The 16,189-nt window shown below is 51.0% G+C and carries 15 protein-coding genes; 12 read left to right on the top strand and 3 right to left on the bottom strand.

Annotated elements, in window-relative coordinates; translation table 11 throughout:
* Position 1: 1 nt before the first annotated feature.
* Both QUE74_RS03930 and QUE74_RS03925 read right to left on the bottom strand, forming a co-directional pair.
* Positions 2–1,429 (bottom strand): J domain-containing protein, encoded by a 1,428-nt coding sequence (locus QUE74_RS03930; protein WP_000786629.1) that lies wholly within the window; start codon positions 1,427–1,429, stop codon positions 2–4.
* Entirely contained in the window at positions 1,426–2,133 is a 708-nt protein-coding gene (locus QUE74_RS03925) for a DUF1266 domain-containing protein (RefSeq protein ID WP_000367047.1), read from the bottom strand. Before QUE74_RS03925 ends, QUE74_RS03930 begins: the two co-directional genes overlap by 4 nt.
* Positions 2,134–2,296: 163 nt before the next feature.
* On the opposite strand from QUE74_RS03925, the gene ybeQ reads away from it, so the two are divergent.
* Positions 2,297–3,274 (top strand): Sel1 family TPR-like repeat protein YbeQ, encoded by a 978-nt coding sequence (gene ybeQ, locus QUE74_RS03920; RefSeq protein WP_000578174.1) that lies wholly within the window; start codon positions 2,297–2,299, stop codon positions 3,272–3,274.
* Between the two features lie 69 nt (positions 3,275–3,343).
* Here the strand turns inward: ybeQ and QUE74_RS03915 are convergent, their stop codons facing one another.
* On the bottom strand, positions 3,344–3,826 hold the full coding sequence (locus tag QUE74_RS03915) for a zinc ribbon-containing protein (protein ID WP_001044880.1): 483 nt from the start codon (positions 3,824–3,826) through the stop codon (positions 3,344–3,346).
* A 235-nt stretch (positions 3,827–4,061) separates the two neighbouring features.
* Here QUE74_RS03915 and leuS point away from each other — a divergent pair, with 235 nt between their 5' ends.
* The 11 genes from leuS (at position 4,062) to dacA (ending at position 16,094) form a co-directional block, all read left to right on the top strand.
* The gene (gene leuS, locus QUE74_RS03910) at positions 4,062–6,644 is read left to right on the top strand and encodes a leucine--tRNA ligase (protein WP_001157894.1); all 2,583 of its coding nucleotides are present in this window, start codon (positions 4,062–4,064) and stop codon (positions 6,642–6,644) included.
* Between the two features lie 14 nt (positions 6,645–6,658).
* Positions 6,659–7,240: an LPS assembly lipoprotein LptE gene (gene lptE / locus QUE74_RS03905; protein WP_001269673.1), complete on the top strand. Its 582-nt coding sequence runs from the start codon at positions 6,659–6,661 to the stop codon at positions 7,238–7,240.
* Positions 7,240–8,271 (top strand): DNA polymerase III subunit delta, encoded by a 1,032-nt coding sequence (holA, locus tag QUE74_RS03900; protein WP_000620501.1) that lies wholly within the window; start codon positions 7,240–7,242, stop codon positions 8,269–8,271. The genes lptE and holA overlap by 1 nt, the downstream gene beginning before the upstream one ends.
* 1 nt (position 8,272) lies before the next feature.
* Complete coding sequence (nadD, locus tag QUE74_RS03895) at positions 8,273–8,914, top strand: nicotinate-nucleotide adenylyltransferase (protein WP_000838896.1); 642 nt, start codon at positions 8,273–8,275, stop codon at positions 8,912–8,914.
* A gap of 23 nt (positions 8,915–8,937) precedes the next feature.
* Positions 8,938–9,549 carry an adenosylcobalamin/alpha-ribazole phosphatase gene (locus QUE74_RS03890; protein WP_001241880.1) on the top strand — a complete coding sequence of 204 codons (612 nt, stop codon included), beginning with the start codon at positions 8,938–8,940 and terminating at the stop codon, positions 9,547–9,549.
* A 259-nt stretch (positions 9,550–9,808) separates the two neighbouring features.
* Positions 9,809–10,126 (top strand): ribosome silencing factor, encoded by a 318-nt coding sequence (gene rsfS, locus QUE74_RS03885; RefSeq protein ID WP_001161664.1) that lies wholly within the window; start codon positions 9,809–9,811, stop codon positions 10,124–10,126.
* A 3-nt stretch (positions 10,127–10,129) separates the two neighbouring features.
* Positions 10,130–10,597, top strand: a complete 468-nt coding sequence (gene rlmH / locus QUE74_RS03880; RefSeq protein ID WP_000776104.1) for a 23S rRNA (pseudouridine(1915)-N(3))-methyltransferase RlmH — start codon at positions 10,130–10,132, stop codon at positions 10,595–10,597.
* A gap of 30 nt (positions 10,598–10,627) precedes the next feature.
* Positions 10,628–12,529, top strand: a complete 1,902-nt coding sequence (gene mrdA / locus QUE74_RS03875; protein WP_000776191.1) for a peptidoglycan DD-transpeptidase MrdA — start codon at positions 10,628–10,630, stop codon at positions 12,527–12,529.
* Positions 12,530–12,531: 2 nt separating this feature from the next.
* Complete coding sequence (gene mrdB / locus QUE74_RS03870; RefSeq protein WP_000131719.1) at positions 12,532–13,644, top strand: peptidoglycan glycosyltransferase MrdB; 1,113 nt, start codon at positions 12,532–12,534, stop codon at positions 13,642–13,644.
* A gap of 10 nt (positions 13,645–13,654) precedes the next feature.
* Complete coding sequence (gene rlpA, locus QUE74_RS03865) at positions 13,655–14,743, top strand: endolytic peptidoglycan transglycosylase RlpA (protein WP_001231428.1); 1,089 nt, start codon at positions 13,655–13,657, stop codon at positions 14,741–14,743.
* Positions 14,744–14,882: 139 nt separating this feature from the next.
* Entirely contained in the window at positions 14,883–16,094 is a 1,212-nt protein-coding gene (dacA, locus tag QUE74_RS03860; protein WP_001092082.1) for a D-alanyl-D-alanine carboxypeptidase DacA, read from the top strand.
* Positions 16,095–16,189 lie beyond the last annotated feature (95 nt).

The raw sequence follows: 16,189 nt of genomic DNA, 5'->3' as shown, positions 1-16,189 counted from the left end.
GTCACCCGAACAGATGGAGTATTTTCCCTATCAAACCGGCAAAGATAAAAATGTAGAAAATAATTTTGATGACGCCCAGGCAGCCCGGCCCACCATCGTCAACGAGCATCGACTGCGGTTGCGGCTCCGGTTCGACGGTTTGCTTCTCGGTAAAATTTGCCGCCTGAATTAATAATCGACGAATCATTAATGCTTCCAGTGGACAACGATCTTCTGCATCAAGGCGGCTGACGATCGGCATTAATGATTCTTCTGTCGGTTGGCTGGCCTGAACTAATTGTTTAGCAACTAAATATAATGGCCATAAGGGATGTTCTGTATCACGCGTGAGTGAGATCCGCGGCTTACGTCCTTTGTGCAAAACCATCTCGACCAGAGAACGCCCCAGCGCAGAGAGTTTTTCATCACTGAGTATTTCGTATAAATGAAAACGCGTACGAGCGCTGTCACCAGGGACATAAAGTAGCGGTTTTCCCTGATCGTTAACCAGATCACGCGCTTCAATCATCATCACCACTAACGGGTAATAATCGACCCGATGCTGACGGCACCATTGCAACATTAAAGCATCCGCCTGGGTGGAGGGATACTCGCGCCAGAAGTCACAAAGTTCTGCCAGCAGGCTTTCGCCTTCTCCACAATAGACGCGTTGCGCGTATTCATAATAACGCGCATCTTCATTATCAGGTTCAGCTACCCGCCACGACCGGGCGTAATCCAGAAGTTCGGGGATATCCAGACGGCTTGTGCTATACCAGCGGAGTAAATTTCTGTGCAAATTTGCATCATCGGGGATAATCACTGCGCGATGTTGCGCTAAATACAATGTCAGCCATTCTGGATGCGATGACCAAATCCGCGCGAACATTTGGTAAAAATCAATGGTGTCATTTTGTACGGCAACGGGCAGATGCAGAATGGTCTGGAAGTTAAAAACATTCCCCTTCGCAATGGCATATAAAAAGGATTCCAGTTCTTCTTCGTCTATTTCCCCGACGTTTTCCTCCTGCAACCACCGCAATCTTTCTGCTAATAACACCACGCACTCGAAGGATAAATGGGCAGTGTTCATGGCTATTGTGCACAGCGACCAGCGTAATTCATCAATATCTTCCATCGAGCAATAATTTAATTGCTGAATGAATCGCTGCCAGGCAGAGGGCAGAAAACGTTCGCTATCAGAGGCGAGTAACGCACGAAAGGCGAGCAGAATTTCATGTTCTGCAACTTCATGTTCTTCTGGTTGCCAAACAGATTTAGCAGGCGACTGCGCAATCCGTAGCGCGTCCTCATACGCCTGACGAAGTTGTTTAAAACCCTGCGGATCGGTTTCTGGATGAAAGGACGGTAACAGCGCCAGATAAGCGCGGCGGATAATATCGACGTCAGTCGTTTCCTCTATTTCGAGAATATTCCAGCAATTTTTCATAGGTCGCTCATATCATTAAGCGTTTCCGGACATGTGGGGTAGTCAGCCAGTGGTTGCCAGGGTAAGGTCGCGTAATATGCATCGTCACTGGCAATTAATTGATAAAACATATCATTGCCGGAATCGTCGTATTCTTTACGTGCCAATGTTTCCCGCAATAACGGTAAATTGTCATCATCAGGAGACTGCCAGTATTGCCGGCCAAAGGTATAACCGGCAAAATACTGCCGCCAGCTGGTATAATAACGTAGCACCCGCAGGTGAAGACGCGATTGGATCCACAGGCTTTCTTCTTCGCTGAGCCAGTTATTAAGTACGCCCATCCGGCTTAAAAAACCCATACGGACATAATCCCAGGCTTTTATACCGCCTTCGCCACAACATTCGGCAGTGCTGGCGACAAACTGCGCATAAGCCTGACCTTGCTCATTTAGTTCAGCAAGATAGTCACGCCATTCACATGGAGAATAACGAAACCAGCGGTGATAAAAACCAGCCAACCGCGCAGCATGACCGTTATCCATCATTCGATGAATTGTCCGCAACAGGTCTTCACGGTCATCAATTCCCCATGAGGAAGAAAGGTCAAAAAAGCGTGTACCTAAATACATTTTGGGGGATGAATGCGAAGGTAAACAGCATTCATTGCGTATTTCCATCGGAGTGGAAAGTGCAAACAATATTTTTTGCGACTCCATGTCCATATAATTTATCCTTAAACATTTATTTAATGAATGTAAACTACATTGCGAGACTCAGTTATTTATACTTTTCTGACGCAACATAATACGCATAAAATAAGGCTTACGCAAAAATGGAATACATAAAAATATAATATGTTTTATCTACAACCATAAGGAAATGATAATGATTTTTACGTCAAGTTGCTGCGATAATTTATCAATAGATGAGATTATCGAACGTGCTGAAAAAGGCGATTGCGAGGCTCAATATATTGTTGGGTTTTATTATAATCGCGATAGCGCAATTGACTCTCCGGACGACGAAAAGGCCTTTTACTGGCTGAAGCTGGCCGCTGAGCAAGGTCATTGTGAAGCACAATATTCCTTAGGGCAAAAGTATACCGAGGATAAAAGCCGTCATAAAGATAATGAGCAAGCCATCTTTTGGCTGAAAAAAGCAGCCCTACAAGGACATACTTTCGCTTCCAACGCCCTTGGCTGGATACTGGATCGTGGAGAAGACCCCAACTATAAAGAAGCGGTTGTCTGGTATCAGATAGCCGCGGAGAGCGGAATGTCTTATGCGCAAAATAATCTTGGGTGGATGTACAGAAATGGCAACGGAGTCACACAAGATTATGCGCTGGCATTTTTCTGGTACAAACAAGCTGCATTGCAAGGCCATAGTTACGCACAAGACAATCTGGCCGATCTTTATGAAGACGGTAAAGGTGTTGCTCAAAACAAGACACTCGCCGCATTCTGGTATTTGAAAAGCGCACAGCAGGGTAATCGGCATGCCCAGTTTCAAATTGCATGGGATTATAACGCTGGCGAAGGGGTGGACCAGGACTATAAGCAAGCGATGTACTGGTATCTGAAGGCTGCCGCTCAGGAAAGCGTCGGCGCTTACGTTAACATCGGCTATATGTATAAACACGGTCAAGGCGTTGAGAAGGATTATCAGGCCGCCTTTGAATGGTTTACGAAAGCCGCTGAATGCGATAATGCCACTGCCTGGTATAACCTTGCCATTATGTATCATTACGGAGAAGGAAGACCTGTCGATCTCCGACAGGCTCTCGATCTGTATCGTAAAGCTCAGTCATCCGGTACCAGGGATGTCAGTCAAAAAATCCGTGAGATTGAAGATTTACTGTAGAGATAAAAACAAGGGCCGGGGAATTTTATTCGGCCCATATTCTCTTTATTGCTGTTTGAAATCGGACCATTAAGGCTCGAACGGGCGTCTCTGGAACTGATCATGACCACATTTCGGGCATAGCGTCAGCACTTCCGGTGTGTAGATTGGGAGATGGAAGTGACATTTCTCGCAGACCAGATTCCCCAGACCTACGACTTCCCCGCTGTGATAAACCCCGTGATGATTGAGATCCTGGAAAACTTCGCGCCACTCAAGTTGCGTTTTATCGGTAATGTCCGCCAGTTCCTGCCAGAGGCTTTCTTTAATCACCCGCATAAAGACGCTGTCAGACTCTTCTTTCAGGCTCTCTTCATAGCTCATGGCGAACTCTTCCAGGTCACGTCTGACAGCTCGCGTCAGCTCATCGACCTCGGTTCGCGTTAACTCCCCTGTTTTTATTACGCGCTCGCGCGCCTGTTCCACCAGTGCGTCGATATCACGTTCGCCATTACGCAGGCGTTCGCTCAGTGACGCGACCAGTTCACGGTAATATTGAGCAACCTTGTTCATCGTTTCATCTCCCGGGTCGTTAACTGACTATAATAATAGACGTTCTTTGTTCCTTGCTTTGCTATTACGCCCACAAACTCTGTAAATTAATGTATGAATAATCCGGGCATCATTTCAACGTCGAGTGCGCGAAAGGCTGTTTTGACGCGGACGTTTGGGCTATGCTATGCGGATCTGAAAAACCACCTCTAACGCTACTTTTGTAGCCGTATTGAAAACAGGACCACTGGCTGCCATGCAAGAGCAATACCGCCCGGAAGAGATAGAATCCAAAGTACAGCTTCATTGGGATGAGAAGCGCACATTTGAAGTAACAGAAGACGAGAGCAAAGAGAAGTATTACTGCCTGTCTATGCTTCCCTATCCTTCTGGTCGACTACACATGGGCCACGTACGTAACTACACCATCGGTGACGTGATCGCCCGTTACCAGCGCATGCTGGGCAAAAACGTTCTGCAGCCAATCGGCTGGGACGCGTTTGGTCTGCCTGCGGAAGGCGCAGCGGTGAAAAATAACACCGCGCCAGCACCGTGGACGTACGACAACATCGCGTACATGAAAAACCAGCTCAAAATGCTGGGCTTTGGTTATGACTGGAGCCGCGAGCTGGCAACCTGTACGCCGGAATATTACCGTTGGGAACAGAAATTCTTCACCGAGCTGTATAAAAAAGGCCTGGTATATAAGAAGACTTCTGCGGTCAACTGGTGCCCGAACGACCAGACCGTACTGGCGAACGAACAGGTTATCGACGGCTGCTGCTGGCGCTGCGATACCAAAGTTGAGCGTAAAGAGATCCCGCAGTGGTTTATCAAAATCACCGCTTACGCTGACGAGCTGCTCAACGATCTGGATAAACTGGATCACTGGCCAGACACCGTTAAAACCATGCAGCGTAACTGGATCGGTCGTTCCGAAGGAGTGGAAATCACCTTCAACGTTAACGACTATGACAACACGCTGACCGTTTACACTACCCGCCCGGACACCTTTATGGGTTGTACCTACCTGGCGGTAGCGGCAGGTCATCCGCTGGCACAGAAAGCGGCGGAAAATAATCCTGAACTGGCCGCCTTTATTGACGAATGCCGTAACACCAAAGTTGCCGAAGCTGAAATGGCGACGATGGAGAAAAAAGGCGTCGATACTGGCTTTAAAGCGGTTCACCCATTAACGGGCGAAGAAATTCCCGTTTGGGCAGCAAACTTCGTATTGATGGAATACGGCACGGGCGCAGTTATGGCGGTTCCGGGTCACGACCAGCGCGACTACGAGTTTGCCTCTAAATACGGCCTGAATATCAAACCGGTTATCCTGGCAGCTGACGGTTCTGAGCCAGATCTTTCTCAGCAAGCCCTGACTGAAAAAGGCGTGCTGTTCAACTCTGGCGAGTTCAACGGTCTTGACCATGAAGCGGCCTTCAACGCCATCGCCGATAAACTGACTGCGATGGGCGTTGGCGAGCGTAAAGTGAACTACCGCCTGCGCGACTGGGGTGTTTCCCGTCAACGTTACTGGGGCGCGCCGATTCCGATGGTGACGCTGGAAGACGGTACTGTAATGCCGACCCCGGACGACCAACTGCCGGTGATCCTGCCGGAAGATGTGGTGATGGACGGCATTACCAGCCCAATCAAAGCTGATCCTGAGTGGGCGAAAACCACCGTTAACGGTATGCCTGCGCTGCGTGAAACCGATACTTTCGACACCTTTATGGAGTCCTCCTGGTACTATGCGCGCTACACTTGCCCTGAGTACAAAGAAGGTATGCTGGATTCCGAAGCGGCCAACTACTGGCTGCCGGTGGATATCTACATTGGTGGTATCGAACACGCCATTATGCACCTGCTCTACTTCCGCTTCTTCCATAAACTGATGCGTGATGCAGGCATGGTGAACTCTGACGAACCAGCAAAACAGTTGCTGTGTCAGGGTATGGTGCTGGCGGATGCCTTCTACTATGTTGGCGAAAACGGCGAGCGTAACTGGGTTTCCCCAGTTGATGCTATCGTTGAACGTGACGAGAAAGGCCGTATCGTGAAAGCGAAAGACTCGGCAGGCCATGAACTGGTTTATACCGGCATGAGCAAAATGTCCAAGTCGAAGAACAACGGTATCGACCCTCAGGTGATGGTTGAACGTTACGGCGCGGACACCGTTCGTCTGTTTATGATGTTTGCTTCTCCGGCGGATATGACTCTCGAATGGCAGGAGTCTGGCGTGGAAGGGGCTAACCGCTTCCTGAAACGTGTCTGGAAACTGGTTTACGAGCACACTGCAAAAGGTGATGTTGCAGCACTGAATGTCGACGCGTTGACTGAAGATCAGAAAGCACTGCGTCGCGATGTTCATAAAACTATCGCTAAAGTGACCGATGATATCGGCCGTCGTCAGACCTTCAACACCGCGATTGCGGCAATTATGGAGCTGATGAACAAACTGGCGAAAGCACCGACCGATGGCGAGCAGGATCGCGCCCTGATGCAGGAAGCGCTGCTGGCGGTAGTCCGTATGCTTAACCCGTTCACCCCGCACATCTGCTTCACGCTGTGGCAGGAACTGAAAGGCGAAGGCGATATCGACAACGCGCCGTGGCCGGTTGCTGACGAAAAAGCGATGGTGGAAGACTCCACCCTGGTGGTGGTGCAGGTTAACGGTAAAGTCCGTGCCAAAATCACTGTTCCGGTGGACGCAACGGAAGAACAGGTTCGCGAACGTGCTGGCCAGGAACATCTGGTAGCAAAATATCTTGATGGCGTTACCGTGCGTAAAGTGATTTACGTACCGGGTAAACTCCTCAATCTGGTCGTTGGCTAAGCGCGGGAGGAAGCGTGCGATATCTGGCAACATTGTTGTTATCTCTGGCGGTGTTAATCACCGCCGGGTGTGGCTGGCATCTGCGTGATACTACGCAGGTTCCTTCCACTATGAAGGTCATGATCCTGGACTCTGGCGACCCGAACGGGCCGTTAAGTCGTGCGGTGCGTAACCAGTTACGTCTGAACGGTGTCGAGTTGCTTGATAAAGAAACCACCCGTAAGGACGTTCCATCCCTGCGTTTGGGTAAAGTGAGCATCGCGAAAGATACCGCATCGGTATTCCGTAACGGTCAAACAGCAGAGTATCAGATGATCATGACGGTCAATGCGACCGTGTTGATCCCCGGCCGTGACATCTACCCGATTAGCGCCAAAGTCTTCCGTTCGTTCTTCGATAACCCGCAAATGGCGTTAGCGAAAGATAACGAACAAGACATGATCGTAAAAGAGATGTACGACCGTGCTGCCGAACAGCTGATTCGTAAGCTGCCAAGCATCCGTGCTGCGGATATTCGTTCCGATGAAGAACAGACGTCGACCACAACGGATACTCCGGCAACGCCTGCACGCGTCTCAACCACGCTGGGTAACTGATGATTCGGTTGTACCCAGAACAACTCCGCGCGCAGCTCAATGAAGGGCTGCGCGCGGCGTATCTTTTACTTGGTAACGATCCTCTGTTACTGCAGGAAAGCCAGGACGCTATTCGTCAGGTCGCTGCGGCACACGGATTCGAAGAACACCACACTTTTTCCATTGATCCCAACACTGACTGGAATGCGGTCTTTTCGTTATGCCAGGCCATGAGTCTGTTTGCCAGTAGACAAACGCTATTGCTGTTATTACCAGAAAACGGACCGAATGCGGCGATCAATGAACAACTTCTCACGCTCACTGGACTTCTGCATGACGACCTGCTGTTGGTCGTCCGCGGTAATAAATTAAGCAAAGCGCAAGAAAATGCTGCCTGGTTTACTGCTCTTGCGAATCGCAGCGTGCAGGTGACCTGTCAGACGCCGGAGCAGGCTCAGCTTCCCCGCTGGGTTGCTGCGCGTGCAAAACAGCTCAACTTAGAACTGGATGACGCGGCAAACCAAGTGCTCTGCTACTGTTATGAAGGTAACCTGCTGGCGCTGGCCCAGGCACTGGAGCGTTTATCGCTACTCTGGCCAGACGGCAAACTGACATTACCGCGCGTTGAACAGGCGGTGAATGATGCCGCGCATTTCACCCCTTTTCATTGGGTTGATGCTTTGTTGATGGGCAAAAGTAAGCGCGCGTTGCATATTCTTCAGCAACTGCGTCTGGAAGGCAGCGAGCCGGTTATTTTGTTGCGCACATTACAACGAGAACTGTTGTTACTGGTTAACCTGAAACGCCAGTCTGCCCATACGCCACTGCGTGCGTTGTTTGATAAACATCGCGTTTGGCAGAACCGCCGGGGCATGATGAGTGAGGCGTTAAATCGCTTAAGCCAGCCGCAGTTACGTCAGGCCGTGCAACTCCTGACACGAACGGAACTCACCCTCAAACAAGATTACGGTCAGTCAGTGTGGGCAGAGCTGGAAGGGTTATCTCTTCTGTTGTGCCATAAACCCCTGGCGGACGTATTTATCGACGGTTGATATGAAATCTTTACAGGCTCTGTTTGGTGGCACCTTTGATCCGGTGCACTATGGTCATCTTAAGCCCGTGGAAACGCTGGCGAACTTGATTGGTCTGACGCGAGTCACCATCATCCCTAATAATGTTCCTCCGCATCGTCCCCAGCCGGAAGCAACCAGCGTGCAGCGTAAACACATGCTTGAACTGGCGATTGCCGACAAGCCACTGTTTACTCTTGATGAACGCGAGCTAAAGCGCAATTCTCCCTCTTACACTGCACAAACACTGAAAGAATGGCGGCAGGAACAAGGGCCAGATGTGCCGCTGGCATTTATTATTGGCCAGGATTCACTGCTCACCTTTCCAACCTGGTACGAATACGAAACGATACTCGACAATGCACATTTGATCGTCTGTCGGCGTCCCGGTTACCCACTTGAAATGGCGCAACCGCAATACCAGCAATGGCTGGAAGATCATTTGACACATAACCCGGAAGATCTTCACCTTCAGCCTGCCGGTAAAATTTATCTGGCTGAAACGCCGTGGTTTAACATCTCGGCGACCATCATCCGCGAACGTTTGCAAAACGGTGAATCGTGTGAGGATTTATTGCCGGAACCGGTACTGACTTACATTAACCAACAAGGCTTGTATCGCTGATACCTGTCGTTACGGAGGGCATGATGCGACTGTGGTTAATTCGTCATGGCGAAACGCAAGCGAATATCGATGGTCTGTACAGCGGTCATGCTCCCACACCCCTGACTGCGCGCGGTATTGAGCAAGTGCAAAATCTGCATACGCTGCTACATGGTGTTTCCTTTGACCTGGTTTTATGCAGTGAACTGGAACGGGCACAGCATACCGCGCGACGGGTTCTCAGTGATCGCCAGCTCCCCGTGCAAATCATCCCTGAACTCAACGAAATGTTTTTTGGCGACTGGGAGATGCGACATCATCGCGACCTCATGCAAGAAGATGCCGAAAACTATAGCGCGTGGTGCAATGACTGGCAGCATGCTATCCCCACGAACGGTGAAGGATTTCAGGCATTTTCACAACGTGTGGAACGGTTTATCGCAAGGCTTAGTGAATTTCAGCACTATCAGAATATTTTAGTCGTCAGCCATCAGGGTGTACTGAGTCTGTTAATCGCTCGTTTAATTGGCATGCCTGCCGAGGCTATGTGGCATTTTCGCGTTGACCAGGGGTGTTGGAGCGCCATTGATATCAACCAAAAATTCGCGACGTTACGCGTCCTCAATAGCCGTGCCATCGGGGTCGAGAATACATGACTTTTCTGTTTTTTTACGGGTAAGCCGCAACGACCATTGACAGCCCCGGGCAGGCTGATATTCTCCGCAGCCAGACTTTTTTCGCCAGACACGACTTTGTAGAAATTGTTTTACAAAAATGGCGATGCAATCTGCGGCGCGGGGTGGGATGATAGCCCACTTTCGAAAGCCGATTCGGCGACAATTGTCCCGAAATCGCCTCTGGTTCAGGTATACTGACAGACCATTTTTATCTATTTGATTCACCCAGGGGGAAAACTTGCAGGGTAAAGCACTCCAGGATTTTGTTATCGACAAAATTGATGACCTCAAAGGTCAGGACATCATCGCCTTAGACGTTCAGGGCAAATCCAGCATCACCGACTGCATGATCATCTGTACGGGTACGTCCAGCCGTCATGTTATGTCCATTGCTGACCACGTTGTGCAGGAGTCTCGCGCAGCGGGCCTGTTGCCGCTCGGCGTAGAAGGTGAAAACAGTGCCGACTGGATTGTCGTGGATTTGGGCGATGTGATTGTCCATGTCATGCAGGAAGAGAGCCGTCGCCTGTATGAACTGGAAAAACTCTGGAGTTAATGCGTGAAGCTGCAACTTGTCGCCGTGGGAACGAAAATGCCGGACTGGGTACAAACCGGTTTTACCGAGTACCTGCGTCGTTTTCCGAAAGATATGCCCTTCGAGCTGATTGAAATTCCGGCCGGAAAACGCGGCAAGAATGCGGACATCAAGCGCATACTCGACAAAGAGGGTGAGCAGATGTTGGCGGCCGCAGGCAAAAACCGCATTGTCACCCTCGATATTCCAGGCAAGCCCTGGGATACACCGCAGTTAGCCGCTGAGCTGGAACGCTGGAAACTGGATGGTCGCGACGTCAGTCTACTGATTGGCGGGCCTGAAGGGTTGTCGCCTGCCTGTAAAGCGGCGGCGGAGCAGAGCTGGTCGCTGTCGGCGCTTACCCTTCCCCATCCGCTGGTTCGCGTGCTGGTCGCAGAGAGTCTGTACCGGGCGTGGAGCATCACCACCAACCATCCTTATCACCGTGAGTGATAAGGGAGCTTTGAGTAGAAAACGCAGCGGATGAAACTACAGAACTCTTTTCGCGACTATACGGCAGAGTCCGCGCTGTTTGTGCGCCGGGCGCTGGTCGCCTTTTTGGGGATTTTGCTGCTGACCGGCGTGCTTATCGCCAACCTGTATAATCTGCAAATTGTTCGCTTTACCGATTACCAGACCCGATCTAATGAAAACCGCATTAAGCTGGTGCCTATCGCGCCCAGCCGCGGCATTATCTACGACCGTAACGGTATCCCTCTGGCACTTAACCGCACTATCTACCAGATAGAGATGATGCCGGAGAAAGTCGATAACGTGCAGCAAACGCTGGACGCTTTGCGCAGCGTGGTTGATCTGACCGATGACGATATTGCTGCATTCCGAAAAGAGCGCGCACGTTCACACCGTTTCACCTCCATTCCGGTGAAAACTAACCTGACTGAAGTACAAGTGGCACGCTTTGCCGTCAATCAGTACCGTTTTCCGGGTGTCGAAGTTAAAGGCTATAAGCGTCGTTACTATCCTTACGGTTCGGCGTTGACCCACGTTATCGGCTATGTGTCGAAAATCAACGATAAAGACGTCGAACGCCTGAATAATGACGGCAAACTGGCCAACTATGCGGCAACGCATGATATCGGTAAGCTGGGCATTGAGCGTTACTATGAAGACGTGCTGCACGGTCAGACCGGTTATGAAGAGGTTGAAGTTAACAACCGTGGGCGTGTTATCCGCCAGTTAAAAGAAGTGCCACCGCAAGCCGGACACGATATTTACCTGACGCTGGATCTCAAACTGCAGCAATATATTGAAACGCTGCTGGCGGGTAGCCGCGCAGCGGTGGTAGTCACCGATCCGCGTACAGGTGGGGTGCTGGCGCTGGTTTCCACGCCTAGTTATGACCCAAACCTGTTTGTTGACGGTATCTCCAGCAAAGATTATTCCGCCTTGCTGAACGACCCAAATACACCGCTGGTGAACCGCGCCACACAGGGGGTTTATCCTCCCGCGTCTACAGTTAAACCCTATGTGGCGGTTTCGGCATTGAGCGCAGGAGTGATCACGCGTAATACGACGCTGTTTGACCCAGGCTGGTGGCAACTGCCAGGTTCGGAAAAACGTTACCGTGACTGGAAAAAATGGGGCCACGGGCGTCTGAATGTCACAAGATCGCTGGAAGAATCTGCGGATACCTTCTTCTATCAGGTGGCCTACGATATGGGAATCGATCGCCTCTCCGAATGGATGGGTAAATTCGGTTATGGTCATTACACCGGTATCGACCTGGCGGAAGAACGTTCCGGCAACATGCCTACCCGTGAATGGAAACAGAAACGCTTTAAAAAACCGTGGTATCAGGGTGACACCATTCCGGTTGGTATCGGTCAGGGTTACTGGACAGCGACCCCAATCCAGATGAGTAAGGCACTGATGATCCTGATTAATGACGGTATCGTGAAAGTTCCACATTTGCTGATGAGCACCGCCGAAGACGGCAAACAGGTGCCATGGGTACAACCGCATGAACCGCCCGTCGGCGATATTCATTCCGGTTACTGGGAGCTGGCGAAAGACGGTATGTACGGTGTTGCTAACCGCCCTAACGGTACGGCGCATAAATACTTTGCCAGCGCACCGTACAAAATTGCGGCGAAATCTGGTACCGCTCAGGTCTTCGGTCTGAAAGCGAACGAAACCTATAATGCGCACAAAATTGCCGAGCGTTTACGTGACCACAAACTGATGACAGCCTTTGCGCCATACAACAATCCGCAAGTGGCTGTCGCCATGATTCTGGAGAACGGTGGCGCGGGTCCGGCGGTTGGTACGCTGATGCGCCAGATCCTCGACCACATTATGCTGGGTGATAACAACACCGATCTGCCTGCGGAAAATCCAGCGGTTGCCGCAGCGGAGGACCATTAATCATGACGGATAATCCGAATAAAAAAACATTCTGGGATAAAGTCCATCTCGATCCCACAATGCTGCTGATCTTACTGGCATTGCTGGTTTACAGCGCCCTGGTTATCTGGAGCGCCAGCGGTCAGGATATTGGCATGATGGAGCGTAAAATCGGCCAAATCGCGATGGGTCTGGTCATCATGGTGGTGATGGCGCAAATTCCTCCACGCGTTTATGAAGGCTGGGCCCCCTATCTCTATATCATCTGTATTATTTTGCTGGTGGCGGTAGATGCTTTCGGTGCCATCTCTAAAGGTGCTCAACGCTGGCTGGACCTCGGTATTGTTCGTTTTCAGCCGTCGGAAATTGCCAAAATAGCCGTACCACTGATGGTTGCGCGCTTTATCAACCGCGACGTTTGCCCGCCATCGTTGAAGAACACTGGCATCGCGCTGGTGCTGATATTTATGCCCACGCTGCTGGTGGCTGCACAGCCTGACCTGGGAACATCAATCCTCGTTGCGCTTTCTGGTCTGTTTGTACTGTTCCTCTCTGGCCTTAGCTGGCGTCTGATTGGCGTCGCAGTAGTGCTGGTAGCGGCGTTCATTCCGATTCTGTGGTTCTTCCTGATGCATGATTACCAGCGCCAGCGCGTAATGATGCTCCTGGACCCGGAATCAGACCCACTCGGCGCGGGCTATCACATTATTCAGTCTAAAATTGCTATTGGCTCCGGCGGATTACGCGGCAAAGGCTGGCTGCATGGCACTCAGTCACAACTTGAATTTCTACCCGAACGCCATACCGACTTTATCTTCGCGGTACTGGCGGAAGAGCTGGGATTAGTGGGCATTTTGATTCTGCTCGCTCTCTACATTCTGCTGATCATGCGCGGGCTGTGGATAGCCGCCAGAGCGCAAACCACCTTTGGTCGCGTCATGGCTGGCGGCTTAATGCTGATATTATTCGTTTATGTCTTCGTAAATATTGGTATGGTAAGCGGTATTCTGCCGGTTGTAGGGGTTCCGCTCCCACTGGTCAGTTATGGAGGATCGGCGCTAATTGTGCTGATGGCTGGGTTCGGGATTGTAATGTCAATCCACACCCACAGGAAAATGTTGTCGAAAAGCGTGTAAGAGGTGCGCAATGCGTAAGCAGTGGCTCGGGATCTGCATCGCGGCAGGAATGCTCGCGGCATGTACAAGCGATGATGGTCAGCAACAGACGGTAAGTGTACCGCAGCCTGCGGTATGTAACGGCCCCATAGTTGAAATTAGCGGGGCGGACCCGCGTTTCGAACCACTGAACGCGACGGCAAATCAGGATTACCAGCGCGATGGTAAAAGCTACAAAATCGTGCAGGATCCGTCTCGATTTAGCCAGGCGGGACTGGCGGCAATCTATGATGCCGAACCAGGCAGTAACCTGACGGCCTCTGGCGAAGCTTTCGATCCGACACAGCTGACGGCGGCCCATCCAACGCTTCCGATCCCCAGCTACGCCAGAATCACTAACCTGGCTAACGGGCGAATGATCGTGGTGCGCATTAATGATCGCGGTCCTTATGGCAACGACCGCGTTATTTCGCTTTCTCGCGCAGCAGCTGACCGTCTTAACACGTCAAACAACACCAAAGTTCGTATCGATCCGATTATTGTCGCCCAGGATGGTTCGCTTTCTGGTCCTGGTATGGCTTGTACCACAGTCGCCAAACAGACTTACGCCCTGCCTGCACCTCCCGATTTAAGCGGCGGCGCAGGAACAAGTTCAGTGTCTGGCCCGCAGGGTGACATTCTTCCGGTCAGTAATTCGACGCTAAAAAGCGAAGATCCGACTGGCGCGCCGGTAACCAGCAGCGGTTTCCTCGGCGCACCAACGACCTTAGCGCCTGGTGTTCTGGAAGGCAGCGAACCAACGCCTGCACCACAGCCCGTTGTTACAGCTCCCTCGACAACGCCTGCAACCTCGCCTGCAATGGTGACACCGCAAGCCGCCTCGCAAAGCGCTAGCGGCAACTTTATGGTGCAAGTTGGGGCAGTAAGCGATCAGGCGCGTGCGCAACAGTACCAACAGCAACTGGGACAGAAGTTCGGCGTCCCCGGTCGCGTAACTCAAAATGGCGCGGTCTGGCGGATCCAGCTTGGCCCATTCGCCAGCAAAGCCGAAGCCAGTACCTTGCAGCAACGTTTGCAAACCGAAGCCCAATTGCAGTCATTTATTACCACCGCGCAGTAGCGTAAAGCAGGCATCTGATGTGTCAATTTCTGTAAATGACGTTAACAAAGTCACGCGGAAAGTCAGATGCCTGCCGGTAGTGCATTTGCTATAGTAGGGCACTTTTTTTAATTCCATCACGGATGTCGTAGTTCAGACCATGAATACCATTTTTTCCGCTCGTATCATGAAGCGCCTGGCGCTCACCACGGCTCTTTGCACAGCCTTTATCTCTGCTGCACATGCCGATGACCTGAATATCAAAACTATGATCCCGGGTGTACCGCAGATCGATGCGGAGTCCTACATCCTGATTGACTATAACTCGGGCAAAGTGCTCGCCGAACAGAACGCAGATGTCCGCCGCGATCCTGCCAGTCTGACCAAAATGATGACCAGTTACGTTATCGGCCAGGCAATGAAAGCCGGTAAATTTAAAGAAACTGATTTAGTCACCATCGGCAACGACGCATGGGCCACCGGTAACCCGGTATTTAAAGGTTCTTCGCTGATGTTCCTCAAACCGGGCATGCAGGTTCCGGTTTCTCAGCTGATCCGCGGTATTAACCTGCAATCGGGTAACGATGCTTGCGTCGCCATGGCCGATTTTGCCGCTGGTAGCCAGGACGCTTTTGTTGGCTTGATGAACAGCTACGTTAACGCACTGGGCCTGAAAAACACTCACTTCCAGACCGTGCACGGTCTCGACGCTGACGGTCAGTACAGCTCCGCGCGAGATATGGCGCTGATCGGCCAGGCGTTGATCCGTGACGTACCGAATGAATACTCGATCTATAAAGAAAAAGAATTTACGTTTAACGGTATTCGCCAGCTGAACCGTAACGGCCTGTTATGGGATAACAGCCTGAATGTCGACGGCATCAAAACCGGACACACTGACAAAGCAGGTTACAACCTTGTTGCTTCTGCGACTGAAGGCCAGATGCGCTTGATCTCTGCGGTGATGGGCGGACGTACTTTTAAAGGCCGTGAAGCCGAAAGTAAAAAACTGCTAACCTGGGGCTTCCGTTTCTTCGAAACCGTTAACCCACTGAAAGTAGGTAAAGAGTTCGCCTCTGAACCGGTTTGGTTTGGTGATTCTGATCGCGCTTCGTTAGGTGTTGATAAAGACGTGTACCTGACCATTCCGCGTGGCCGCATGAAAGATCTGAAAGCCAGCTATGTGCTGAACAGCAGTGAATTGCATGCGCCGCTGCAAAAGAATCAGGTCGTCGGTACTATCAACTTCCAGCTTGATGGCAAAACGATCGAACAACGCCCGCTGGTTGTGCTGCAAGAAATCCCGGAAGGCAACTTCTTCGGCAAAATCATTGATTACATTAAGTTAATGTTCCATCACTGGTTTGGTTAAAAATCGAACACTTGAAAGTGTGATTTCCGCCCCCATATACTAAGCATCAGTAAAAAACTCCCGCCTTCTGGCGGGAGTTGCTATTTAATTACGTT

The sequence above is a fragment of the Escherichia sp. 10290 genome (assembly GCF_030295155.1).
Taxonomy (GTDB): domain Bacteria; phylum Pseudomonadota; class Gammaproteobacteria; order Enterobacterales; family Enterobacteriaceae; genus Escherichia; species Escherichia coli_F.
This window is presented reverse-complemented; position numbering and strand designations above follow the sequence as displayed.